Consider the following 15717-nt stretch of genomic DNA (forward strand, 5'->3'; position numbering starts at 1 on the left):
TCTCGGGCCCTCAGCCTCGCCCGTTCAGCCGGGCGGAGATCTTGGCGTTCGCCGCCTCGTCTCCGTCGCTGAGGAACTTCGCGTACACCCGGAACAGCACGGCGACGCTGTGCCCCGCCCGCTTGGCCACGAGCTGAGGCTCCACGCCGGAGCTGAGCCACGTAGAGACTGCGGCGTGACGAAGGTCATACGGGCGCTTCGCGAGTGTCGAGGCTCGCTGAGCGGGCGTGAGAGCGCGCCTACGGGCTTCAGCCCAGACCTCCCCGTACCCGGTGTCCTGGATCAGGCCGCCGCGGCTCGTACGGAACAGGCGACCATCGGGCGCGGTGCCGTACGCCGTGATGTGCCAGCGCAGTAGCGCGACCAGCTCCGGCGGGATGGGGACGGCCCGCATTGCCTTTCGTGGGCGGTGCTTCAGGCCCCGCCTGTCGTGAGCCTCGCCACTGTCCGTCCACGCCGACCCTGAGCGCGGGCGCGTTTCCCGCAAGCGCAGGGTTCCCCAGCCTCGGCGCGGAAGCTCGCAGTCCTGCTCTCGCAGGCCGATGACTTCGGCCGGCCGCGCGGCCCCGTAGTAGATGCACCCGAAGAACGCCACGAGTCGGCGCCCACGAGGACTCTGCTCGCGCACAGCCGTCAGGAGTGCCGCGCCTTGCTCGGGGTCCGGCACGCATTCCGGGTCCACTTCCTCTTCAACCTGCTCCGGCAACTTCCAGCGGACTTGGGGGAGCGGGTTGTCGTTCAGAAGCCCCGCGTCGACCGCGTAGACGAGTGCGTTGTGGAAGATTGCGCGCTTGCGCCGGATAGAGGAGGCCGCGGCGGTCGTGCCGTCCAACTTCTTCGTGAGAGCGTCAAGCGCTGCACGTACCCGCATCCGGTCGGCGAGCGCCGAAGTGGGGAGAGACTTCCGCTCGAACCAGGCGAGCGTCTTGGCGACGTCCGCCGGCGGTTCTTGGTCCCATCGGTTCTTGTTGAACGCCCAGCTATAGAGCGCCGTGCGAACGGCGTGAACGTCGGGCATGCCCCGTGTGTCCTTGACCAGCGCGGGAGTAACGCTCGCCATGGCTTCGGCGAGCGTCCGCCGTGTGGAGCCGGGGGCATGGGTCCACTTCATCTCGATGTACCGGCGGGCGTGCTCGTACCAACTGATGTCCTTTTCCTTGGCGACCAACGACTTGGGCATTCCGCTGCTCACCTCGAACGGTTCGCCCTCACGAGCCGCCGTGATGAGTTGGGCACGGCGACTCTCTGCGAGGCCGAGAGTCATGAACGACTCGGAGTGCGCCTTGGTGCCGACCTTCCAACGGAGCTGGAACGGCTTCCGATAGTCGCGCTTTCGGATCGCCCACACCCGCACGGTGTAGCTCCACTCCACTACGCAGCCTCCATCGTGTTGAGAAAGTCGTCCAAGTCGCTGCGCCAGACGCGCAGATGTCCGTTCGGAAGGCGGTGGGCCTGGGGCCCAAGCCGCGATTGCGCCAGCGGTACCAGGCGGCGCGACTGATGCCGATCTCGTCCAAGACCACGCTCAGGGGGAGGAGTTCGTCGGCGGACTTGCGCTTGCGAGGCGTGGTCATACGCGGGTCTCCTCTGCGTACTCGGGGCCATGCGGACAGAGGGCCAGCGCCGCAGAAACCGCAGAATCCGCAAAAAGGTGGGTGCGGGCGGTCTGACCTGCGGCGGCGGGGGTGTGGGGGTGGTTGCCGCAAAAATCGCGGGAATCGCCGCAGAAATAGGCGGCGGGGCCGGGCCCGCGCTGCGGCCCGGCGGCGGTGCTGATTTGTGCGGCGGTTTCTCGGCTTTTTGCGGCGGCGGGGCGCGTGGGGCGTCGCCGCAGGTGGGACCGGGCGGCCCCTGGTTTCTGCGGATTTTGCGGTTTCTGCGTAGGGGCCTCTGCGCGGGAGCGGGTGCGCGGGCTCATACCTTGGCCTCCCGCAGAGCGGGGTGGATGACGTAGCGCGGGGCCGGCGGGCGCCCGCGCTTGCCCGTGCGGGGCGGGGTCTCGCTGCGCAAGTAGCCGTGTTCCTCCAAGAGCGCGACGGTGGGCTCCAGGTCGGCGACGGTGGGGAACTCGGAGCGGGAGACCTTGGCGAACAGGTCGCGTCGGGTCACGCTCTCCCAGCCGTTGTCCTGAAGGACGGTGAGGAGGCTGCGGGCGCGGGCGAGGGTGGCGTCGGCGCCCATGAGGTCGAAGACGGTCAGGGCGTGGGCGGCGAAGTAGTCGCCCAGCTCGACCGCGGCGCTCATCGTGTCGGCGGCGATCGGCTTCGTGTAGCCGGTCTCCAGGTGCTCGCCCAGGTGCAACAGTCCCGCGATACGGGCGGTGGCGCCCACGAGCTTGCTCGCCCACTCGGTGACGTGGCCCAACCGGCCGCCCCTGGCCCGGAGCTGCGGCTCCACGCGCTCGTTGTACTCGCCCAGCACCGCGTCAGCTTCGGGGGTGAGACGCAGGATGGCGGGGTCGGTCCACTCGGCGAGCGAGAGCGTGAGCCCGGTGACGGTGCGCTCGTACGCCTCGGCGACGTGCTCGGGGACCTGGTCGGGGTTGGCCTTGCGGTAGCCGACCAGGGACTCCGGCAGCGCGTACAGGAAACGCGCCAGCAGCCCACGGCCGTCCATTACGCGGTTCTGTCCGATGTCCTTGAGTACGGAGGGCTGCACGGCCAACCCCATGGTCAGGGCCGGGGATTCGATGTTCTCGGCGCGGGTGCGCCGGTCCACGCGCAGCCAGTCCCCGGCATGCCCCTTGAGGAAGACCTCCATGTTGGGGGTTCCGGAGTAGCGGCCCGCGATGATGTCGAAGATGCCTCCCTCGGCGGACATGACCGAGAGCCGTCCGCCCTGCTCGCTCATGAGCGTGGTGACGGTCTCCGGGGTGGAGTCGTCGGCCAGCAGCCTGGGCGCGTTGGGGACTTCGAGGCTGTCGGCGGCCTGAGCGAGGGCGATGGCTTCGGCGGTGAGTCCGTCGCGCTCCATGCCCTCGGCCTTGGCGGCCTGAGTGGCGGCCTTGTCGGCGGCCTCACGGGCCATCTTGGCGGTCACCTCGGCCTCGGCGATGCGCCCGGCGGCCGAGGACACGAGCAGCTTCTCGGCGGCCCGCAGCGGGGACGTGAGGGCGGAGAAGACAGCGGACTTGCGATTGCCGGGCGGCAGCGCGACGACGGTGAACAGGTTCGTGGGCTCGCGCCAGCGTCCGCGCAGCTGCACGATGACGCGCCCGCCGGCCGCCGTGGCGAGCACGGCAAGAGCGAGCGTCCCGGCAAGGTCGGCGGGGGTCTGTGTCTCCTCGGCGACGGCGTCCACGAACTCCCGAAGCCAGGTGGGCAGTACGTGGCTGGGGAAGGGCGGAAGCTGCGGCTGTGTGGTGAGCGGGATCGGCTCGCCCCACGTGCCCGGCAGACTCTCCGCGCTCACCGCGAGGGCCTCGCGCAGGTCCTCGGGGGTGGCGTCCGGGGTCATCCCGGCCTGGACGAGGCGGGTACCTGCTTCGATGCTGCGGCGGCGCTGCGCGTGGCCGTGCACGATCTCCGCGTAGTAGGCGGCGTTCGAGGCGGAAGGCACAGCGCCCACGAGGGTGTGGAGATAGGCCCGTCCGCCGACGCGAGGCAGGTCGCCGGTCTGCTCGAGGTGGTGCCCAAGCGTGATCGGGTCGACCGCGTGACCTTGGCCGTTCAGGTCGAGGATCGCGCGGTGGATGGTCTCGTGGGCGGGCCGGTAGTGGTCGGCCGGCTCCATGAGCGCGGACACTTCGGCGATGACGTCGGGGGCGAGCATGAGGGCGCCGACGACGGCCTGTTCGGCGTCCACGTCGTTGGGCGGGGTGAGGGTGAAGTCGTCGTCAGAGGCGGTGCGGTCGCGCATGGGCAGCACGCGGGCGTGCTGTCCGTGCGCGGGCTCAGGTGTCATGCTGGGATCTCTCCTTGTTCTGTTGGAGGGACGGGAGAAACCGGGCGGGCGCGGCTTGTGGTGAGAGGCGTCCGCCCGGCCTTATTTCAGGAGCCCGGGGACTTCGAGAATCCACGCAGCGGCGGGTTATCGGAGGCCGGGAGCTCGGGTGTAGGTTGCGCGGCTCGCAGGCCGGAGTGGCCGTTCGAGAGGCGAGCGCGAAGCGCAGCAAGCTGTAGCTTCCGAAACTCTTGGGCCGCTGTGGGAGGCCCAAGAGTTTCGAAAGCGGCCCGGCTCTCGCCCCACGGGTGGCGAAGTGCCGGCGGTTCCTCGCCCTCGTGGAGGGACGGCAGAATCCGGGCGGTCGTGTGGTGGGAGGTGCCCGCCCGGCCGGAGCTAGGGCTCTCGGTTGGATCATCCTGCGGACCAGAGGAAAATGCCTGCGATGTGGAGTCAGGCCAAGTAGATGGTGGCCGTCTTAGCACTGCGCCCCGGTCGTCGTACACCCAGGTGGCGCTTCAACTACACGGGGGGAAGCCCATGGAGTGGGGAACTGTCGTCAGCGTTGCCGTCGGCGGGCTTATAGGCCTCAGCGGCGACACCATCGGAAGGATCGGCGCCCGTCGCCAAGCCCAGAGGGCCCGGCAGGAATCCTTGGAGGACGCGGAGGCGGCCCGAAGGCGAGCCATTGAAGACGAGAGCAGGGCTGCCAAGGCGGACCGGGAGCGCAGCGCGGTCGAAAACATACTGGGCGCCTACTTGGAACACCCCATCATGCTGCTCAACCAGCCGCCCGACGACACTGTGGAGAGCGCCACCAAGATATGCGCCACCTTGGGATTCGAGCAGTCGTTCTTGCTGGACAAGGAGCTACGCCTCCGCGTCGCGGAAATCTGCTACCTCGTGGACATGGCCCTGTCCGACAGTGTGCCCGGCTACTCCTTGCCGGAAGTTGCGTTCCTGTCCCGGAGCGAGACCCGCATGCTGATGGGGGCCTGGTCGAGGGGGGACGCTCTGCCTGATTCGGTTGAGGGCTGGCGGCAGATTCGGCAACTGCGTCCCGACATCGAAGCCCAGTGGCAGGCAAAACTACGAGACAACGGCTCATCGATCGTTGTGCCACCGCTCTCCATCTACTGAGGGGCAGGCGAGGGAGTCGTCGTCCGGGACGAGGTAGCCGAGCGGGGAGAGCGCGCTGTGTGCGCGGTCCAGGTGCTCGGTGAGCGTCTCGGCGATGAGCTGGGCGGAGGCGAGCGTGGAAAGAGCCTCCCCGACGTGCTCCTCCGCGTCGCCGTAGTCAGCCGCGACGCGTCCGGTCTTGCCGAGTCGTTCCATGAAGGTGGAGAGCTGGTCGAAGCTCTGCGGCAGGCGCTGGGTGAGCGACTTGAGGGAGGCGACCACCTCGTACGCGTCGCTCGGGTAGGTCAGTTCGCCCTTGAGGAGCTGGGTGGCGTGGTTGAGGCTGCGGACCGCTTCAGCGGCCTGGTCCGCCAGCGCGGCGGGGGTGGGGTGCGTGGTCATGCGGCGTTCTCCTCAACAGTGTTCGGGATGGTTGGGGCGGTGCGGGCTCGGTGCTGGGGGAAGGCGATAACGGCCGCGCCGGGCTCGCTGCCCTCGGCCTCGGGCGCGGGGTGTGGCTCTCCGGGGCCGCCCGGCCCGCTCGTCGGCGTGGTGGTTGCCAGGGCCGTGGCGAGGGCGTCGTCGGCGCGGCGGGCGCGGGCGTGGCCGGTGAAGGCGATCGCGGCGAACAGTGCGGCCGGGGTGGCGAGCACGGTCGCGGCGATGAGGTCGCCGTTCATGTCCGCTCCCGCTCGATGGTGTCCAGGAGTTGGGGCAGGGTGCCGCCGAGTGCGGCGAGCCGGTCGCGGATCGCGTTCCAGGATGTGGCGTCGATGCTCATGAGCGCGGCCACGGTGGCGGGTACGTCGCCACGGGCGTGCGCCTCCAGCGCGGCGCGCAGTTCGCCCGCGGCCATCAGGGTCGGGTGTTGAGACACGGCAGGCTCCTCACAGTTGTTGGACGGCTTCGATGACCGCGATGGCGAGTTGGTTGATGGGCCCGGCCGCGCCGGTGGAGGCGAGGAAGAAGCCGAAGCCGCAGGCGATGAACGCGCTGCCGTAGCCGAGCGTGCGGGAGCGCAGCAGGAAGAACAGGACCAGGCCGAACAGGGCGACCAGAGAGACGGTCAGAGCCATGTCGGCTCTCCTCTCGACGAGTTGATGGTGGAGCCGAGCGCGACGCGGGACGGGTGTCAGCGGGTGCCGTCGCGGTGGATGCCGAGCCAGAGGTTGTAGAGGTGCCGGCCGAACCGGATGCGCTTGCCGGTGGCCTTGCAGTGGCGGCAGTCCTTGCCGCGCTTCATGCGGCCCTTACGGTCGGTCTTGATGTCGTGGCCCATGCCGTCGCAGCGCGGGCAGTCACGGAACGGGACCGCAGCACACGCCGCGATGTAACACAACGTGACACCGACGATGAGGACGATAGCGAGCAGGGCGGAGCTCATGACGGGCCCTCCCAAGCGGTTTCCAGGGGTTTTCGCAGGTGGGCCGCTATCCGCTAGCGACCTGATCAGAACGGGTTTGGGGCGCTAGCGGGGCCGCTAACGTTAGCGGGGGTTGCCGCTAGCGCTAGCGGCCCCGGACAGTCAGCCCGCGTCCCGCTTTCCGTCACGCTCCGCAATCGCGGTGGTGATGTGGGAGCGGTCGATGCCGCGCCGGTTGACGACCTTGCCGTCCACGCGGCGGCCCACCTGGATGGTGGTGATGCCGTGCGGCTTGAGCGCGGCGGCGAGCGCGTCGGGCTCCCAGCCGTCGTAGACCTCCGGCCGCAGCTCCGCGAGCCGCGCGACGACCGTCTCGGACCAGGCCTTGGCCTCCTTGGCGGGGACCACGGCGAGGATGTCGGCGAGCAGGTCGTACGCGCTCGCGGTCAACTCCGGTTCCTGGCCCAGCGCGTATCCGGCGAGGGTGCCGGCCGCTTCGCGGGCCGCGCGGGCGCGCAGCGCGAGGCGTTCGGCCGTGGGCGCGTCGACGTAGACGCTGCGGATGATGCGGGCGTCCGATCCGTCGCCGACGAAGTAGGCGATGCCCTTGTCCGCCCAGGCGAACATCGTGGCGCGCACGCCCCGCCGGTGGGCGGAGGTGCCCAGCACCATGTCGTTGGCGGTGTGGTCCATCACCTTCATGCACAGCCGGACGCCCGCGTTGGCGGAGATCCCGGTGGGCAGCGACTTCGCGTCCGGGCGCTGGGTGGCCAGCATCAAAACGATCCCGGTCGCGGGGCCGCGTTTGACCAGGTCGGTGCAGATTTCCTCGAACTCCTTGCCGTACTTGTCGTGCTCGAACCACACCTGGCACTCATCCACGGTCACGACGATGGGGTGCAGCCCCAGCGACGGCTTGGAGGCGAGGTCGCTGGTCACCTTGGACTCCGGGCAGATGTCCCGAGGCAGCGAGCGGATCACCTTCGCGCGGCGCCGCAGCTCGCTGCGGACCTCGCGCATGTCGGCGATCGCGTACTCGATGTCCTCGGCCTCCTCACCGGCCCGGTGCCGGTAGGAGACCTGGTCGCCGACCGGGTCAAGGTCGCCGGTTCCCTTGAGGTCGTAGGTGTGCAGCTCCGCGCGCGGGTCGAGCGCGGCGATCAGGGCGAACAGGCGGAGCAGGAACGTCTTGCCCATGCGCGGGATCGCACCGATGATCGCCGCGATGTACATGAAGGTCAGGCCGACCCAGCGCCCACGCTGGTCGGTGGAGAAGTCGACCGGCTTGAACAGGTCGACCGTGCCCGCCTTCAGCAGCGGCCAGGCCGGTTGCTGCGAGTTGTTCATGTCCTGGTCGCCGACCCACAGGACCAGGCGGCCGGTGTGCTCGTCGGCCACCGCTTCGGGCCATACGCAGCCCAGCGGGCGGCGCAGACCGGAGGCGAGCCGGTCGCGGCGCTCGATGATGTCGGTGACCGTGACCCCGTACGGGAGGTTGCCCTCCGCGCGCCAGCCGGGGCCGTCGCGGGTGATCGGGGCGGTGAACTCGAAGCCGTCCCGGCCCTTGGCCTGCGCCTGATTGATCGCGGGGATGCCGAGCGAGCCGAGTGCCCGCAGCACAATGTCCGAGGTCAGCTTGATAGCGGTCGGCATCTCCACCGCCCGCTGAATCACCGGGTCATCGGCCCGCCGGCCGTTGAAGCCGAGCGCCATGACCAGCGCCGACACCGACACCGCCTGGAGCCAGTCGGGGGCCAGGACGTACATCGCGAGCGCCGTGCCGAGCCCCATGAACATCGCGAGCACGGTGACCAGCGTGCGCAGCCGTACGCGGCCGTCGCGCTGCCGGGACAGCTTCAGGTACTCGGCCGCGTCCTCACGGCGTACAGCGGCGAGCCGCACGGGCTCGCCCTCGCGGTCGGCGACCCACCGCATGGTGGAGCCGACGAACTTCGCGGCCCCCGTGGGGGCTTGGAGTGCGAGGCGCAGGGCGTAGACCGGGGAGCGCAGCGCGTGGTACCCGGCCGAATGCAGATAGTGCCTGGCCACCCACGTGGTGGCGGTCTTCAACTCCGCGATCGAGCGCAGCCAGACGGGGATGACCTCACGCCGCTTGGCGTTCATGAGGCGGCCCAGGTAGCCCGGCCCTGTGGCGCGGGTCGGCTGATCGACCATCACGGTCGTGTTTGGGTCGGCCTCGGGCTCCGGCTCGACCGGGGCCTCAGTGGTGGTGCGGGCCGAGCGGGCCTTGTCGAGATCGACCACGTTGTCGCCCGTGTGGTCATCCTCGGTGGTCATTTCGGCTTCGAGCCGGGCGAACAGTTCGCGGTCGTCGTCGGGGTGCTTCACTGGGCTTCCTTCCACTTCCGGGTGTGAGGGATGGCGGGCCCGATCGCGTGCTGTGAGAGGTGAGCGATCGGGCCCGTGCCGCGCTCAAGCGGCTTGCTGTGCTCGGGAGGTGTGGGCTGAGTGACGATCAGAAGCTGACGGCCCACGGGGAGGAGCCGGGCTCGTTGAGCACGGCATGGATGGATTCGACGCAGAGCGTCCGTGGGCGGGGCAGGGCGCCGTACTGACCGGGGCTTACTGGATGGATTCGCCCTTGCATGCGTCGGACGGTTGCCTGTGGTGTGGGCAGATGCGGGACGCGCAGGACCAACACGGCCCATGGGCACTCAGGCAGCCAACCGCTCGTCGCGGAGGTCCTGAAGGCGGGCGCTGACCCAGCCCACCGACCAACCCGTCCGGTCGGCGATAGCGCGCACTGAATCGCCCGCCGCATGCCCGGCGCGGACCGCGGCGAGCGCGTCCGCCTCGTTCAACTTGTCCGTGGCGGTGGTGTTCACCGGCCGTGGGGACGGGGTCGCCTTGGGGCGTGCGGCGCGTTCACGAGCGGCGGCTTGAGCGCGTTCACGAGCCTCGCGTTCATGCTGTTCACGCTCGGCCCGCTCCTGCTGTTCACGGCGCTCGCGGGCGGCCCGCTCGCGCTCCTCACGCTGGAACTCGTACTGGCGCTGCTCGCGCCGTTCCTGCTCCTGCCGCTCGGCTTCCTCGCGGCGGAGCCGTTCCTCGTGTTCGCGCTGCTCACGGCGCTCAGCGGCCTCACGCTCGGCCCGCTGGGTTTCGAGGTGTTCGGCGTGCTCGCGCTTCTCGCGCTCGGCGCGTTCACGGGCTTCGCGGTCGCGTTCACGCTCCTCGCGGGCGGCCTGTTCACGGGCCTCGCGCTGGGAGCGTTCACGCTCGGCCTGCTCCGCCTGTTCACGAGCAATCTCGTCGAGCCGCCGAGTGATCGCGCGGCGGTAGGCGAGCCCGGCTTCCCCGGTCGCGATGAGCAGGACCGGGGCGACGAGGTGAACACCCACGCCGACCAGATTGCCGCTGAGCGCGGAGTCGCCGATGTTGAGCGCGACAGTCATCAATCCGGTGAGCCAGCGCAGGATGGCCGGCCACCGTCCGGCCTCGCCCCCGAGGCGGGCCACCGTGGAGTCCAGACGGATCACGATGACGACAGCGGAGTCGACGACGAGCGGCAGGATCGGCGCCGTCCAGCCCCACCCGTCCGGGGTCACGCGCTCGACGAGCGGCGTGACCGTGAGGACGCTGAAGAGGATCGCGCCGAAGGTGATGGTCCAGGTGCCCAGGCTCAGCGTGCGTTCCGCGCCCGCGATCTGCTTGGGCGTCATCGTGGCTACCTTCATGCCGCCGCCTTACGGACACGGCGAGCACGGCCGGCGGGCCGCGCGAGCGGCACGACGTTGAACAGGCTCGGGGCGTGCTCCTCGATGGCCTCGGCGGCGATGCGGATCGCGTCGTCCGGGAAGTGCCGATTCTCGGCGAGGATGTCGCGGGCCGCGTCCAGTCGGGCTGCGCGCTCCATCTCGCTCTCGCCGTCGACGCCGAGCCACAGCTCAACGGGAGTGCCGAGGGCGAGTTCAACGAAGTCGGTGCCGTCAACGGCCTGGTGGTCACCGATGTACGTACGCATGGCGTGCTCCTGATCTTGGAGGGACGGAGAAGGAACCAGGCCGCTCGCGGTGCCTTGGTGAGAGGCGAGCAGCCCGTCAGCCTCAAGCCGCAGAGCGGCGAGGCGGCGCCCCGGCCGGGAGTCGAACCCGGCCTACGACCATCGGGGCGGTACTGCGACTAGGGCGTGTTGCGAATGGGGCAGTTGTGCCGCTCCCCCGGAAGCCGCCCCATTCCTCCAACGGCTTGACCTCAACTTTGCTTGAGGTCCTAGCGTTCGAGGTGTTCAGCAAACAGGACACCTTCGACGCGAACTGCGAGGCCCCGCGATGGAATTCACCGATGCCGAACTCCTCACCCAGCCCATGGGCTACTGGGCTGGAGCCGCCCAGCAGGCCATCGTCGGGCACATGAACGACTCCCTCGGGCAGCTCGGAATCCGGCAGCCGCACGCCTGGTCCCTGTTCCGGGTGGGTGAGAGCGAGGGTGGGTTCACCCGGGACGAGGCGGCCAAGCAGGTCGCCGAGACGCGACCGTACGTCGACGTGTCCGTCATCGACGGAGCGATCGGGGACCTCGTCGAATGGGGCTGGCTCACGGAGGACCAGCAGGGACTGCTCACACGGACCGAGACGGGGACCACGGCCTGGAAGCAGGTCACCGGCGAGGTCATTCCGGCCGCGCAAACGCGGCTGCGCGCGGGAGTCGGCGACGAGGAGTACGTCGCCGCGATCAAGGTACTGCGGCGGATGATCACCAACGTGGGTGGCGATGCAGGGTTCGTCGCCTAGCTGATGTGGAGGTTGCCGCTGGTCACGCGGCGGCGGACGTTCAGGTGACCGGCGCCAGTGACGACAGCGTTCCCGGACGTGACGCTGACCGCGAGGCGCCCGCTGGACTGTGATGTGGCGCCGACCCGGACGTTGCCGGAGGTCATCGCCAGGCGGGCGTCATGGCCGCTGTAGGCGCCGACCGTGAAGTTCCCGGAGGTCAGGTTCGCGGCGAGCGTGCCGGTCACCTCGCCGATCCGGAGGCTGCCGGAGGTCATGCCGGCGTCCAGGTCGCCGACCCGCTCGGCGGTGACGGTGCCGGAGTAGCCGTCGTAGTCGAGCCGGGCCAGCTCGCCCGTGACGACGGTGTCAGCGGAGTGCGTGCTGATCTGCGCCTCGGATCGGGCGGGCAGGTAGACGGTCGCCTCGATCGGCGTCGGCGCGGACGTGTCGCCCGCGCTGTTGGCGGTGACTTCGCGGCCGTTGATGAAGACCCGGCCGCCGCGGTTGCCGGAGACGTAGACGTTGCCGCCCACGAACGAGACGCCGTTGCCGCCGGAGAAGGTCATCGTGTTGCCGCCCACCTGGATGGTGGTCTGTCCTGCGCCGGAGCCCTCGACGTCCGGGACGCGGACGGTGACGCGCTGTCCGCTCTGCCGGATCGCGGTGTTGCGGATGGCGTCGGCGGACGGGCCGGAGGTGGCCTCGGTGTTCAGGACGATGCGGGCTTGCTTGAGCGTCGGGTCGACGGCGAGGCGGATGCTGCCGGCGTTCATCGTCAGGTCGAGAGCGATCGGGCCGAAGTTGTCCACGGCAATGGTGCGTTCGGTCATGGCCGACTCCTGAAGAGGTGTTGGAGGAACGCGCGAATCGCGCGGGAGAGAGCGGCTGCGGCCTTGCTGTGGTGAGAGGCAGCCGCCCAGCGCCCCGGAGCGGATTCGATCCGCGCCATCGCGGCTGGTCCGGGGCTCGCAGCGCGGTGCGCTGCGAAGGGATGCGCTTGTTCCGCGCACGGGACAGGACCCGTGCGCGCCCGCCCCTCGGGCTTGTGAGGTGGGGCGGGATTCCCTCAAAGCTCGCTGTTGAGTTCTCAAAGATCTGTCGCTTCCTTCGAGCCCGTTTCACGGAGCCCTCCGGGCGTTTAAGCAGGTCAAGCACTAGCGATGGGCCCACCGGGACCAAGCTCGGCGGTGTGTTCCAGCGCGATTTCAGATTGACCCATGTCAATCTGGGTGTCAAGCGGTCCCACGGAGGAACCGGAGATTGACCTAGGTCCAGCTACGCTCGGAGGTATGGATGAGAGCCCCGAAGCGCCCAAGCAGCCGCCGACGGCCAAAGAGATCGCAGCCGAGTACCGCGCGAAGATCACGGACCCTGACAGCGAGTACAAGCCCGGAGACCGTCTTCCCGCCGCCCGTGGGCTCGCCAAGGATCTGCGTGTTCAGCTCATGACCGTGCAGAGCGCCTACAGCCAGCTTCGGGATGAAGGGCTTGTGCTCACCCAGCAGGGTCGTGGCACGTTCGTCCGCGATCCGTCCGTCCCTCTCGGCACAGAACCGGGGAGCAGCCCCGCGTTCACCGCCCTGGCGACTGAACTCAGCACGATCCATGACGCCCTGCGTGTACTCGGTGAGCGCCTGGACCGCCTTGAGCAGATCGTGGGTAGCGAGACTCCACCCGCACCGTGAGTTCGTCGGCACGCCCCACCAGTCGTTCCACGGTGGCGCGCGCCTCCCTCAAACTCGCTTTGATCAAGGCGAGTTCAGCAGGGGACATGCCTTGCAGTTCGCCGCTCTGCTCGTTGATGCCTGACATGCCAATGAGGATGTGGCACGGAACGACGGAGGACCCGGACACAGTGTCCGGGTCCTCTTCCCTTGCAGGTCAGGCGGGTTGACGACTTGTCATCCGATGCTTGCGTCCACGGCATCCAGCACCGCACCCCACGGGAGGTCACGCCCCGCCGGCGCCTCCCTCGGCTCGTACAGCGGCCATACGTCCGGGTCGTCGACGACGCGCACGTCACCGGCCCGCAGCGCCTCGATGTGGTGCTTCCAGGCCGGGTGGCGAGCGTGCGCCGCGTTGACCCGTGGGAAGACGACAACCGGCAGCGAGAGCGTGCCGATGGCCTCGCCCACCTGCGTCAGGGCCTGGTTGTCCATGAGCCCCATGGCGAGTTTGGCCACCGTGTTGGCCGACGCAGGGGCGACCACGTAGCAGTCCACCTGTGGGTGTGGCCGGGCCTCGCCAGAGAGCCGCGGTTCGTCCCGGACGGGCAAGCCGGTGGCCTTTTCCAGGCGCTCCACCTCACCACTGAGTCGAAGCCACTGCCCGGCGGTTGGCGTGAGCGTCACGGCCACCTGCCACCCACGTTCGATCGCAGGTTCTACGAGGCCGGTACGCAGCGCCTCTACGCCTCCGGCCGCCGATCCAACGACTCCGAGCACCCCGCGCTTGCTTGAACTCACTGCACCGCCCTGCATCGTTGAGCCATCACGAACACTTCGGACGAACGCGAGCCACCGGAAACGGGAGCCTGCTTCATCAGGTCCCGCAGTGTCTCGCGCACCCTGGGATTGTTGCGTACGAGCTGCGGGGACGTGCGCTCGGCAGTCCGCAGCTCAGCGAAGGATTTGTCACCCTGTCCGGCCAGCGACAGCGCACGCGCGTAGTCGATGCGGTGCGAGACGCTGCGCTCTTGCGGCATGTGGTCGACGTTGATCCCGCCGTTCTCGACGACGTACGAGACGTTGTCCAGGTCGAGTTCGATGGACAGGCGGTGGAGCAGGACATTCGTGGGTCCGAACCCGGTCTGCCAGTAGTTCTCATCGGATCCGAGGTCGTCGGCGAGTTCCTCGGCCCGATCCAACAGGCTCGTCGCGGTGGAGCGGTCCGGACGCCGAGCAGCCGCTACGGCCGCACGCAGGTGAATCATGCCCAGCAAGCTCAGCGCTGCCGGATCGTGGTCGGTGACCTGTGAAGAGAGCCACGCGGCGGCAGTGTTGCCCAGCTCCAGGGCATCGTCGTACCGGCCATTTGCGAGCAGGGCGTGGGTGCCGGAGCGTGCCGCCGACGCGAGCACGAGCGGGTTGTCCGACTCGTCAGCGGCCCGCATCGCGCGCTCAGCAGCCAGCCATGAGATGTCGGATTCGCCGATCTTCGCGAGCGTCGTAGCGGCGAGGTGGTGAGTGCGGGCGGACACGGCCCAGCAATCTCCGCGATCCTCTCCGCGCCGTGTCGCTCGTTCCTCCAGTTCTTGCGCAGTCTGGAGCAGACCCGGAAGAGCCGCGATGACGCTGCCGAGCCGTCCGCCCTGGTAGTCATTCCACGACTGCTCTACGCGCACGGCTGCCGGCGCGGGGGTCGGGAGCTGAGTCTCGGCCTCGGGGCCGAAGAGCAAGCGGGACAGCCGGCGCGGGCTCATGAGGGCGTCACGCACGGCAGGTACGTCGTCCTGTTGCCGCTCGTCCTCCATGAGCACGGTCTGTCCGAGCAGGTCCCCGAGCGGAACGCGCAGGATGCGCGCCAGTTCGGCGAGCATGTCGACGCGGGGAGGATTCCGGCTCCCTCGTTCGATCTTCGCCAACCAGTCGGTGCTTCGGCCGACAAGCCCGGCCAAGACCTCCTGCGTGTGGCCGCGACGCCTGCGGTAGAACGCGATCCGTTCGCCGATGCTGAGGTGATCTCCAAGACCACGCATTGCGTCTTGCCTCCTACTGGTGGTGAGGGGCCAGTTTCACGGTACAGAGCCACTGATGGGGCGGGTAACGGGCGTTGGCCTCTTCCCGCTTAGGTATCAGGGTGAGGTGCCCACAACGGCGAGACCCGGACACTCTGTCCGGGTCTGTAATCTCGCGCTTTCTGGGGCTTGGCCGGGCCATCCGTAGGCCGCCCGAGAGCGCCGCACCCTTACGGTGTCGGCTTTGGAGATGATGGCTCGATGGACGGTGGGATAGCGACGGTCGGAGCCGCAGTGATCGGCCTGGTCGCAGGTGGCGGGAGCGCTCTACTTAGCGGTCTTCTGGCCTACAAGGCGGGGCGCAGGCAAGTTCGTGATCAGGGTCTGGCAGTCCATCAGCAGTGGCTCCTGCAACAGCGCCAGGAAGGGTACGTGTCCCTTCTCAGTGCTTGCGACGCCTTTCTCGATGGCCTCGATGCATGTGTCCTCGCTCTCGGCACAGCTGAAGCTACAGAGAACATGTCGCTGTATGAGGGCGCCCTTGAGTGCGTTGATGTGGAGGTCTACCTCGACGCACAGCGACTCGAAGGGGGACTCGACCACCAACTAGGCAAGATCCTCATGCTGGGCCCTGCCGTCGTCTCTCAGCAAGCGAACGCACTGCGAGCGAGCGTGCGTGCTGCGCGAACTGACCTGGCGCACCTAACCGATGCTTTGATTCCGCAAGCGGGCCCACCGCTTGAGCTTGAAGGGACGGACGATTGGTGGTCCAAGGTCCAACGTGCCAGGGACGAGGTAGAAGCGAACCGATCAGCGTTCGTAGACGCTGCCCACATGTCTCTGACTGACTTCAAGATCGCGAGTTAGAGGTCGGAAGGCACGTTTTCAGAGGTTTCAGCTGGGCCATCAGCTGGCTTGAACTGAGCCTGTGCATTGCGCAC

At 68.7% G+C, this 15717-nt stretch carries 17 protein-coding genes and 1 pseudogene; 3 read left to right on the forward strand and 15 right to left on the reverse strand.

From position 1 onward, the window contains the following. Positions 1-10 precede the first annotated feature (10 nt). From OG746_RS08300 to OG746_RS45605, 3 genes and pseudogenes are all read right to left on the reverse strand, one after another. The gene (locus OG746_RS08300) at positions 11-1372 is read right to left on the reverse strand and encodes a tyrosine-type recombinase/integrase (protein ID WP_266712974.1); all 1362 of its coding nucleotides are present in this window, start codon (positions 1370-1372) and stop codon (positions 11-13) included. A gap of 542 nt (positions 1373-1914) precedes the next feature. Beyond that, positions 1915-3456, reverse strand: a complete 1542-nt coding sequence (locus tag OG746_RS08305; RefSeq protein ID WP_266718788.1) for a YfjI family protein — start codon at positions 3454-3456, stop codon at positions 1915-1917. Positions 3457-3525: 69 nt separating this feature from the next. Then, positions 3526-3903 (reverse strand): annotated as a pseudogene (locus OG746_RS45605) (DnaB-like helicase N-terminal domain-containing protein); the annotation flags it as partial. A 519-nt stretch (positions 3904-4422) separates the two neighbouring features. Here OG746_RS45605 and OG746_RS08315 point away from each other — a divergent pair. Continuing rightward, entirely contained in the window at positions 4423-5022 is a 600-nt protein-coding gene (locus OG746_RS08315) for a hypothetical protein (RefSeq protein ID WP_266712976.1), read from the forward strand. On the opposite strand, the gene OG746_RS08320 is transcribed toward OG746_RS08315, so the two are convergent. The 8 genes from OG746_RS08320 to OG746_RS08355 all read right to left on the reverse strand — a co-directional run bounded on the left by OG746_RS08320 (position 4987) and on the right by OG746_RS08355 (position 10349). Beyond that, complete coding sequence (locus OG746_RS08320) at positions 4987-5403, reverse strand: hypothetical protein (protein WP_266712978.1); 417 nt, start codon at positions 5401-5403, stop codon at positions 4987-4989. The genes OG746_RS08315 and OG746_RS08320 overlap by 36 nt on opposite strands. Next, the gene (locus tag OG746_RS08325; RefSeq protein ID WP_266712980.1) at positions 5400-5681 is read right to left on the reverse strand and encodes a hypothetical protein; all 282 of its coding nucleotides are present in this window, start codon (positions 5679-5681) and stop codon (positions 5400-5402) included. The genes OG746_RS08320 and OG746_RS08325 overlap by 4 nt, the downstream gene beginning before the upstream one ends. Next, a complete protein-coding gene (locus OG746_RS08330; RefSeq protein WP_266712982.1) occupies positions 5678-5878 on the reverse strand; it encodes a hypothetical protein in 201 nt (66 codons plus the stop codon). The genes OG746_RS08325 and OG746_RS08330 overlap by 4 nt, the downstream gene beginning before the upstream one ends. Positions 5879-5888: 10 nt before the next feature. Further along, complete coding sequence (locus tag OG746_RS08335; protein WP_266712984.1) at positions 5889-6077, reverse strand: hypothetical protein; 189 nt, start codon at positions 6075-6077, stop codon at positions 5889-5891. Between the two features lie 56 nt (positions 6078-6133). Continuing rightward, positions 6134-6385 (reverse strand): hypothetical protein, encoded by a 252-nt coding sequence (locus OG746_RS08340; protein WP_266712986.1) that lies wholly within the window; start codon positions 6383-6385, stop codon positions 6134-6136. Positions 6386-6526: 141 nt separating this feature from the next. Continuing rightward, entirely contained in the window at positions 6527-8713 is a 2187-nt protein-coding gene (locus tag OG746_RS08345; RefSeq protein ID WP_266712988.1) for an FtsK/SpoIIIE domain-containing protein, read from the reverse strand. Positions 8714-9039: 326 nt separating this feature from the next. Continuing rightward, positions 9040-10062 carry a DUF2637 domain-containing protein gene (locus tag OG746_RS08350; protein ID WP_266712990.1) on the reverse strand — a complete coding sequence of 341 codons (1023 nt, stop codon included), beginning with the start codon at positions 10060-10062 and terminating at the stop codon, positions 9040-9042. Then, a complete protein-coding gene (locus OG746_RS08355) occupies positions 10059-10349 on the reverse strand; it encodes a hypothetical protein (RefSeq protein ID WP_266712992.1) in 291 nt (96 codons plus the stop codon). Before OG746_RS08355 ends, OG746_RS08350 begins: the two co-directional genes overlap by 4 nt. Before the next feature lie 307 nt (positions 10350-10656). Here OG746_RS08355 and OG746_RS08360 point away from each other — a divergent pair, with 307 nt between their 5' ends. Then, positions 10657-11118, forward strand: coding sequence for a hypothetical protein (locus OG746_RS08360; RefSeq protein ID WP_266712994.1), 462 nt, complete (start codon positions 10657-10659; stop codon positions 11116-11118). Here the strand turns inward: OG746_RS08360 and OG746_RS08365 are convergent. After that, the gene (locus OG746_RS08365) at positions 11115-11930 is read right to left on the reverse strand and encodes a DUF4097 family beta strand repeat-containing protein (protein WP_266712996.1); all 816 of its coding nucleotides are present in this window, start codon (positions 11928-11930) and stop codon (positions 11115-11117) included. The two genes, OG746_RS08360 and OG746_RS08365, sit on opposite strands and share 4 nt — an antisense overlap. Positions 11931-12389: 459 nt before the next feature. Between OG746_RS08365 and OG746_RS08370 the strand changes: the two genes are divergently transcribed. After that, complete coding sequence (locus OG746_RS08370) at positions 12390-12785, forward strand: GntR family transcriptional regulator (protein WP_266712998.1); 396 nt, start codon at positions 12390-12392, stop codon at positions 12783-12785. 216 nt (positions 12786-13001) lie between these two features. On the opposite strand, the gene OG746_RS08375 is transcribed toward OG746_RS08370, so the two are convergent. The 3 genes from OG746_RS08375 to OG746_RS08385 all read right to left on the reverse strand — a co-directional run bounded on the left by OG746_RS08375 (position 13002) and on the right by OG746_RS08385 (position 15379). After that, on the reverse strand, positions 13002-13580 hold the full coding sequence (locus tag OG746_RS08375; protein ID WP_266713000.1) for a flavoprotein: 579 nt from the start codon (positions 13578-13580) through the stop codon (positions 13002-13004). Next, positions 13562-14797, reverse strand: a complete 1236-nt coding sequence (locus OG746_RS08380; RefSeq protein WP_266713002.1) for a helix-turn-helix domain-containing protein — start codon at positions 14795-14797, stop codon at positions 13562-13564. The genes OG746_RS08375 and OG746_RS08380 overlap by 19 nt, the downstream gene beginning before the upstream one ends. Before the next feature lie 306 nt (positions 14798-15103). Next, on the reverse strand, positions 15104-15379 hold the full coding sequence (locus tag OG746_RS08385; RefSeq protein ID WP_266713004.1) for a hypothetical protein: 276 nt from the start codon (positions 15377-15379) through the stop codon (positions 15104-15106). Positions 15380-15717: the final 338 nt, after the last annotated feature.

Origin of the sequence: Streptomyces sp. NBC_01016 (assembly GCF_026341035.1) — a bacterium.
Lineage (GTDB): Bacteria > Actinomycetota > Actinomycetes > Streptomycetales > Streptomycetaceae > Streptomyces.

Coding starts and splice junctions, on each gene's coding strand:
- OG746_RS08305 (WP_266718788.1), bottom strand. CDS start 3,456: ATGACCCCGGACGCCACCCCCGAGGACCTGCGCGAGGCCCTCGCGGTG.
- OG746_RS08315 (WP_266712976.1), top strand. CDS start 4,423: ATGGAGTGGGGAACTGTCGTCAGCGTTGCCGTCGGCGGGCTTATAGGC.
- OG746_RS08320 (WP_266712978.1), bottom strand. CDS start 5,403: ATGACCACGCACCCCACCCCCGCCGCGCTGGCGGACCAGGCCGCTGAA.
- OG746_RS08325 (WP_266712980.1), bottom strand. CDS start 5,681: ATGAACGGCGACCTCATCGCCGCGACCGTGCTCGCCACCCCGGCCGCA.
- OG746_RS08335 (WP_266712984.1), bottom strand. CDS start 6,077: ATGGCTCTGACCGTCTCTCTGGTCGCCCTGTTCGGCCTGGTCCTGTTC.
- OG746_RS08340 (WP_266712986.1), bottom strand. CDS start 6,385: ATGAGCTCCGCCCTGCTCGCTATCGTCCTCATCGTCGGTGTCACGTTG.
- OG746_RS08350 (WP_266712990.1), bottom strand. CDS start 10,062: ATGAAGGTAGCCACGATGACGCCCAAGCAGATCGCGGGCGCGGAACGC.
- OG746_RS08355 (WP_266712992.1), bottom strand. CDS start 10,349: ATGCGTACGTACATCGGTGACCACCAGGCCGTTGACGGCACCGACTTC.
- OG746_RS08360 (WP_266712994.1), top strand. CDS start 10,657: ATGGAATTCACCGATGCCGAACTCCTCACCCAGCCCATGGGCTACTGG.
- OG746_RS08365 (WP_266712996.1), bottom strand. CDS start 11,930: ATGACCGAACGCACCATTGCCGTGGACAACTTCGGCCCGATCGCTCTC.
- OG746_RS08370 (WP_266712998.1), top strand. CDS start 12,390: ATGGATGAGAGCCCCGAAGCGCCCAAGCAGCCGCCGACGGCCAAAGAG.
- OG746_RS08375 (WP_266713000.1), bottom strand. CDS start 13,580: ATGCAGGGCGGTGCAGTGAGTTCAAGCAAGCGCGGGGTGCTCGGAGTC.
- OG746_RS08380 (WP_266713002.1), bottom strand. CDS start 14,797: ATGCGTGGTCTTGGAGATCACCTCAGCATCGGCGAACGGATCGCGTTC.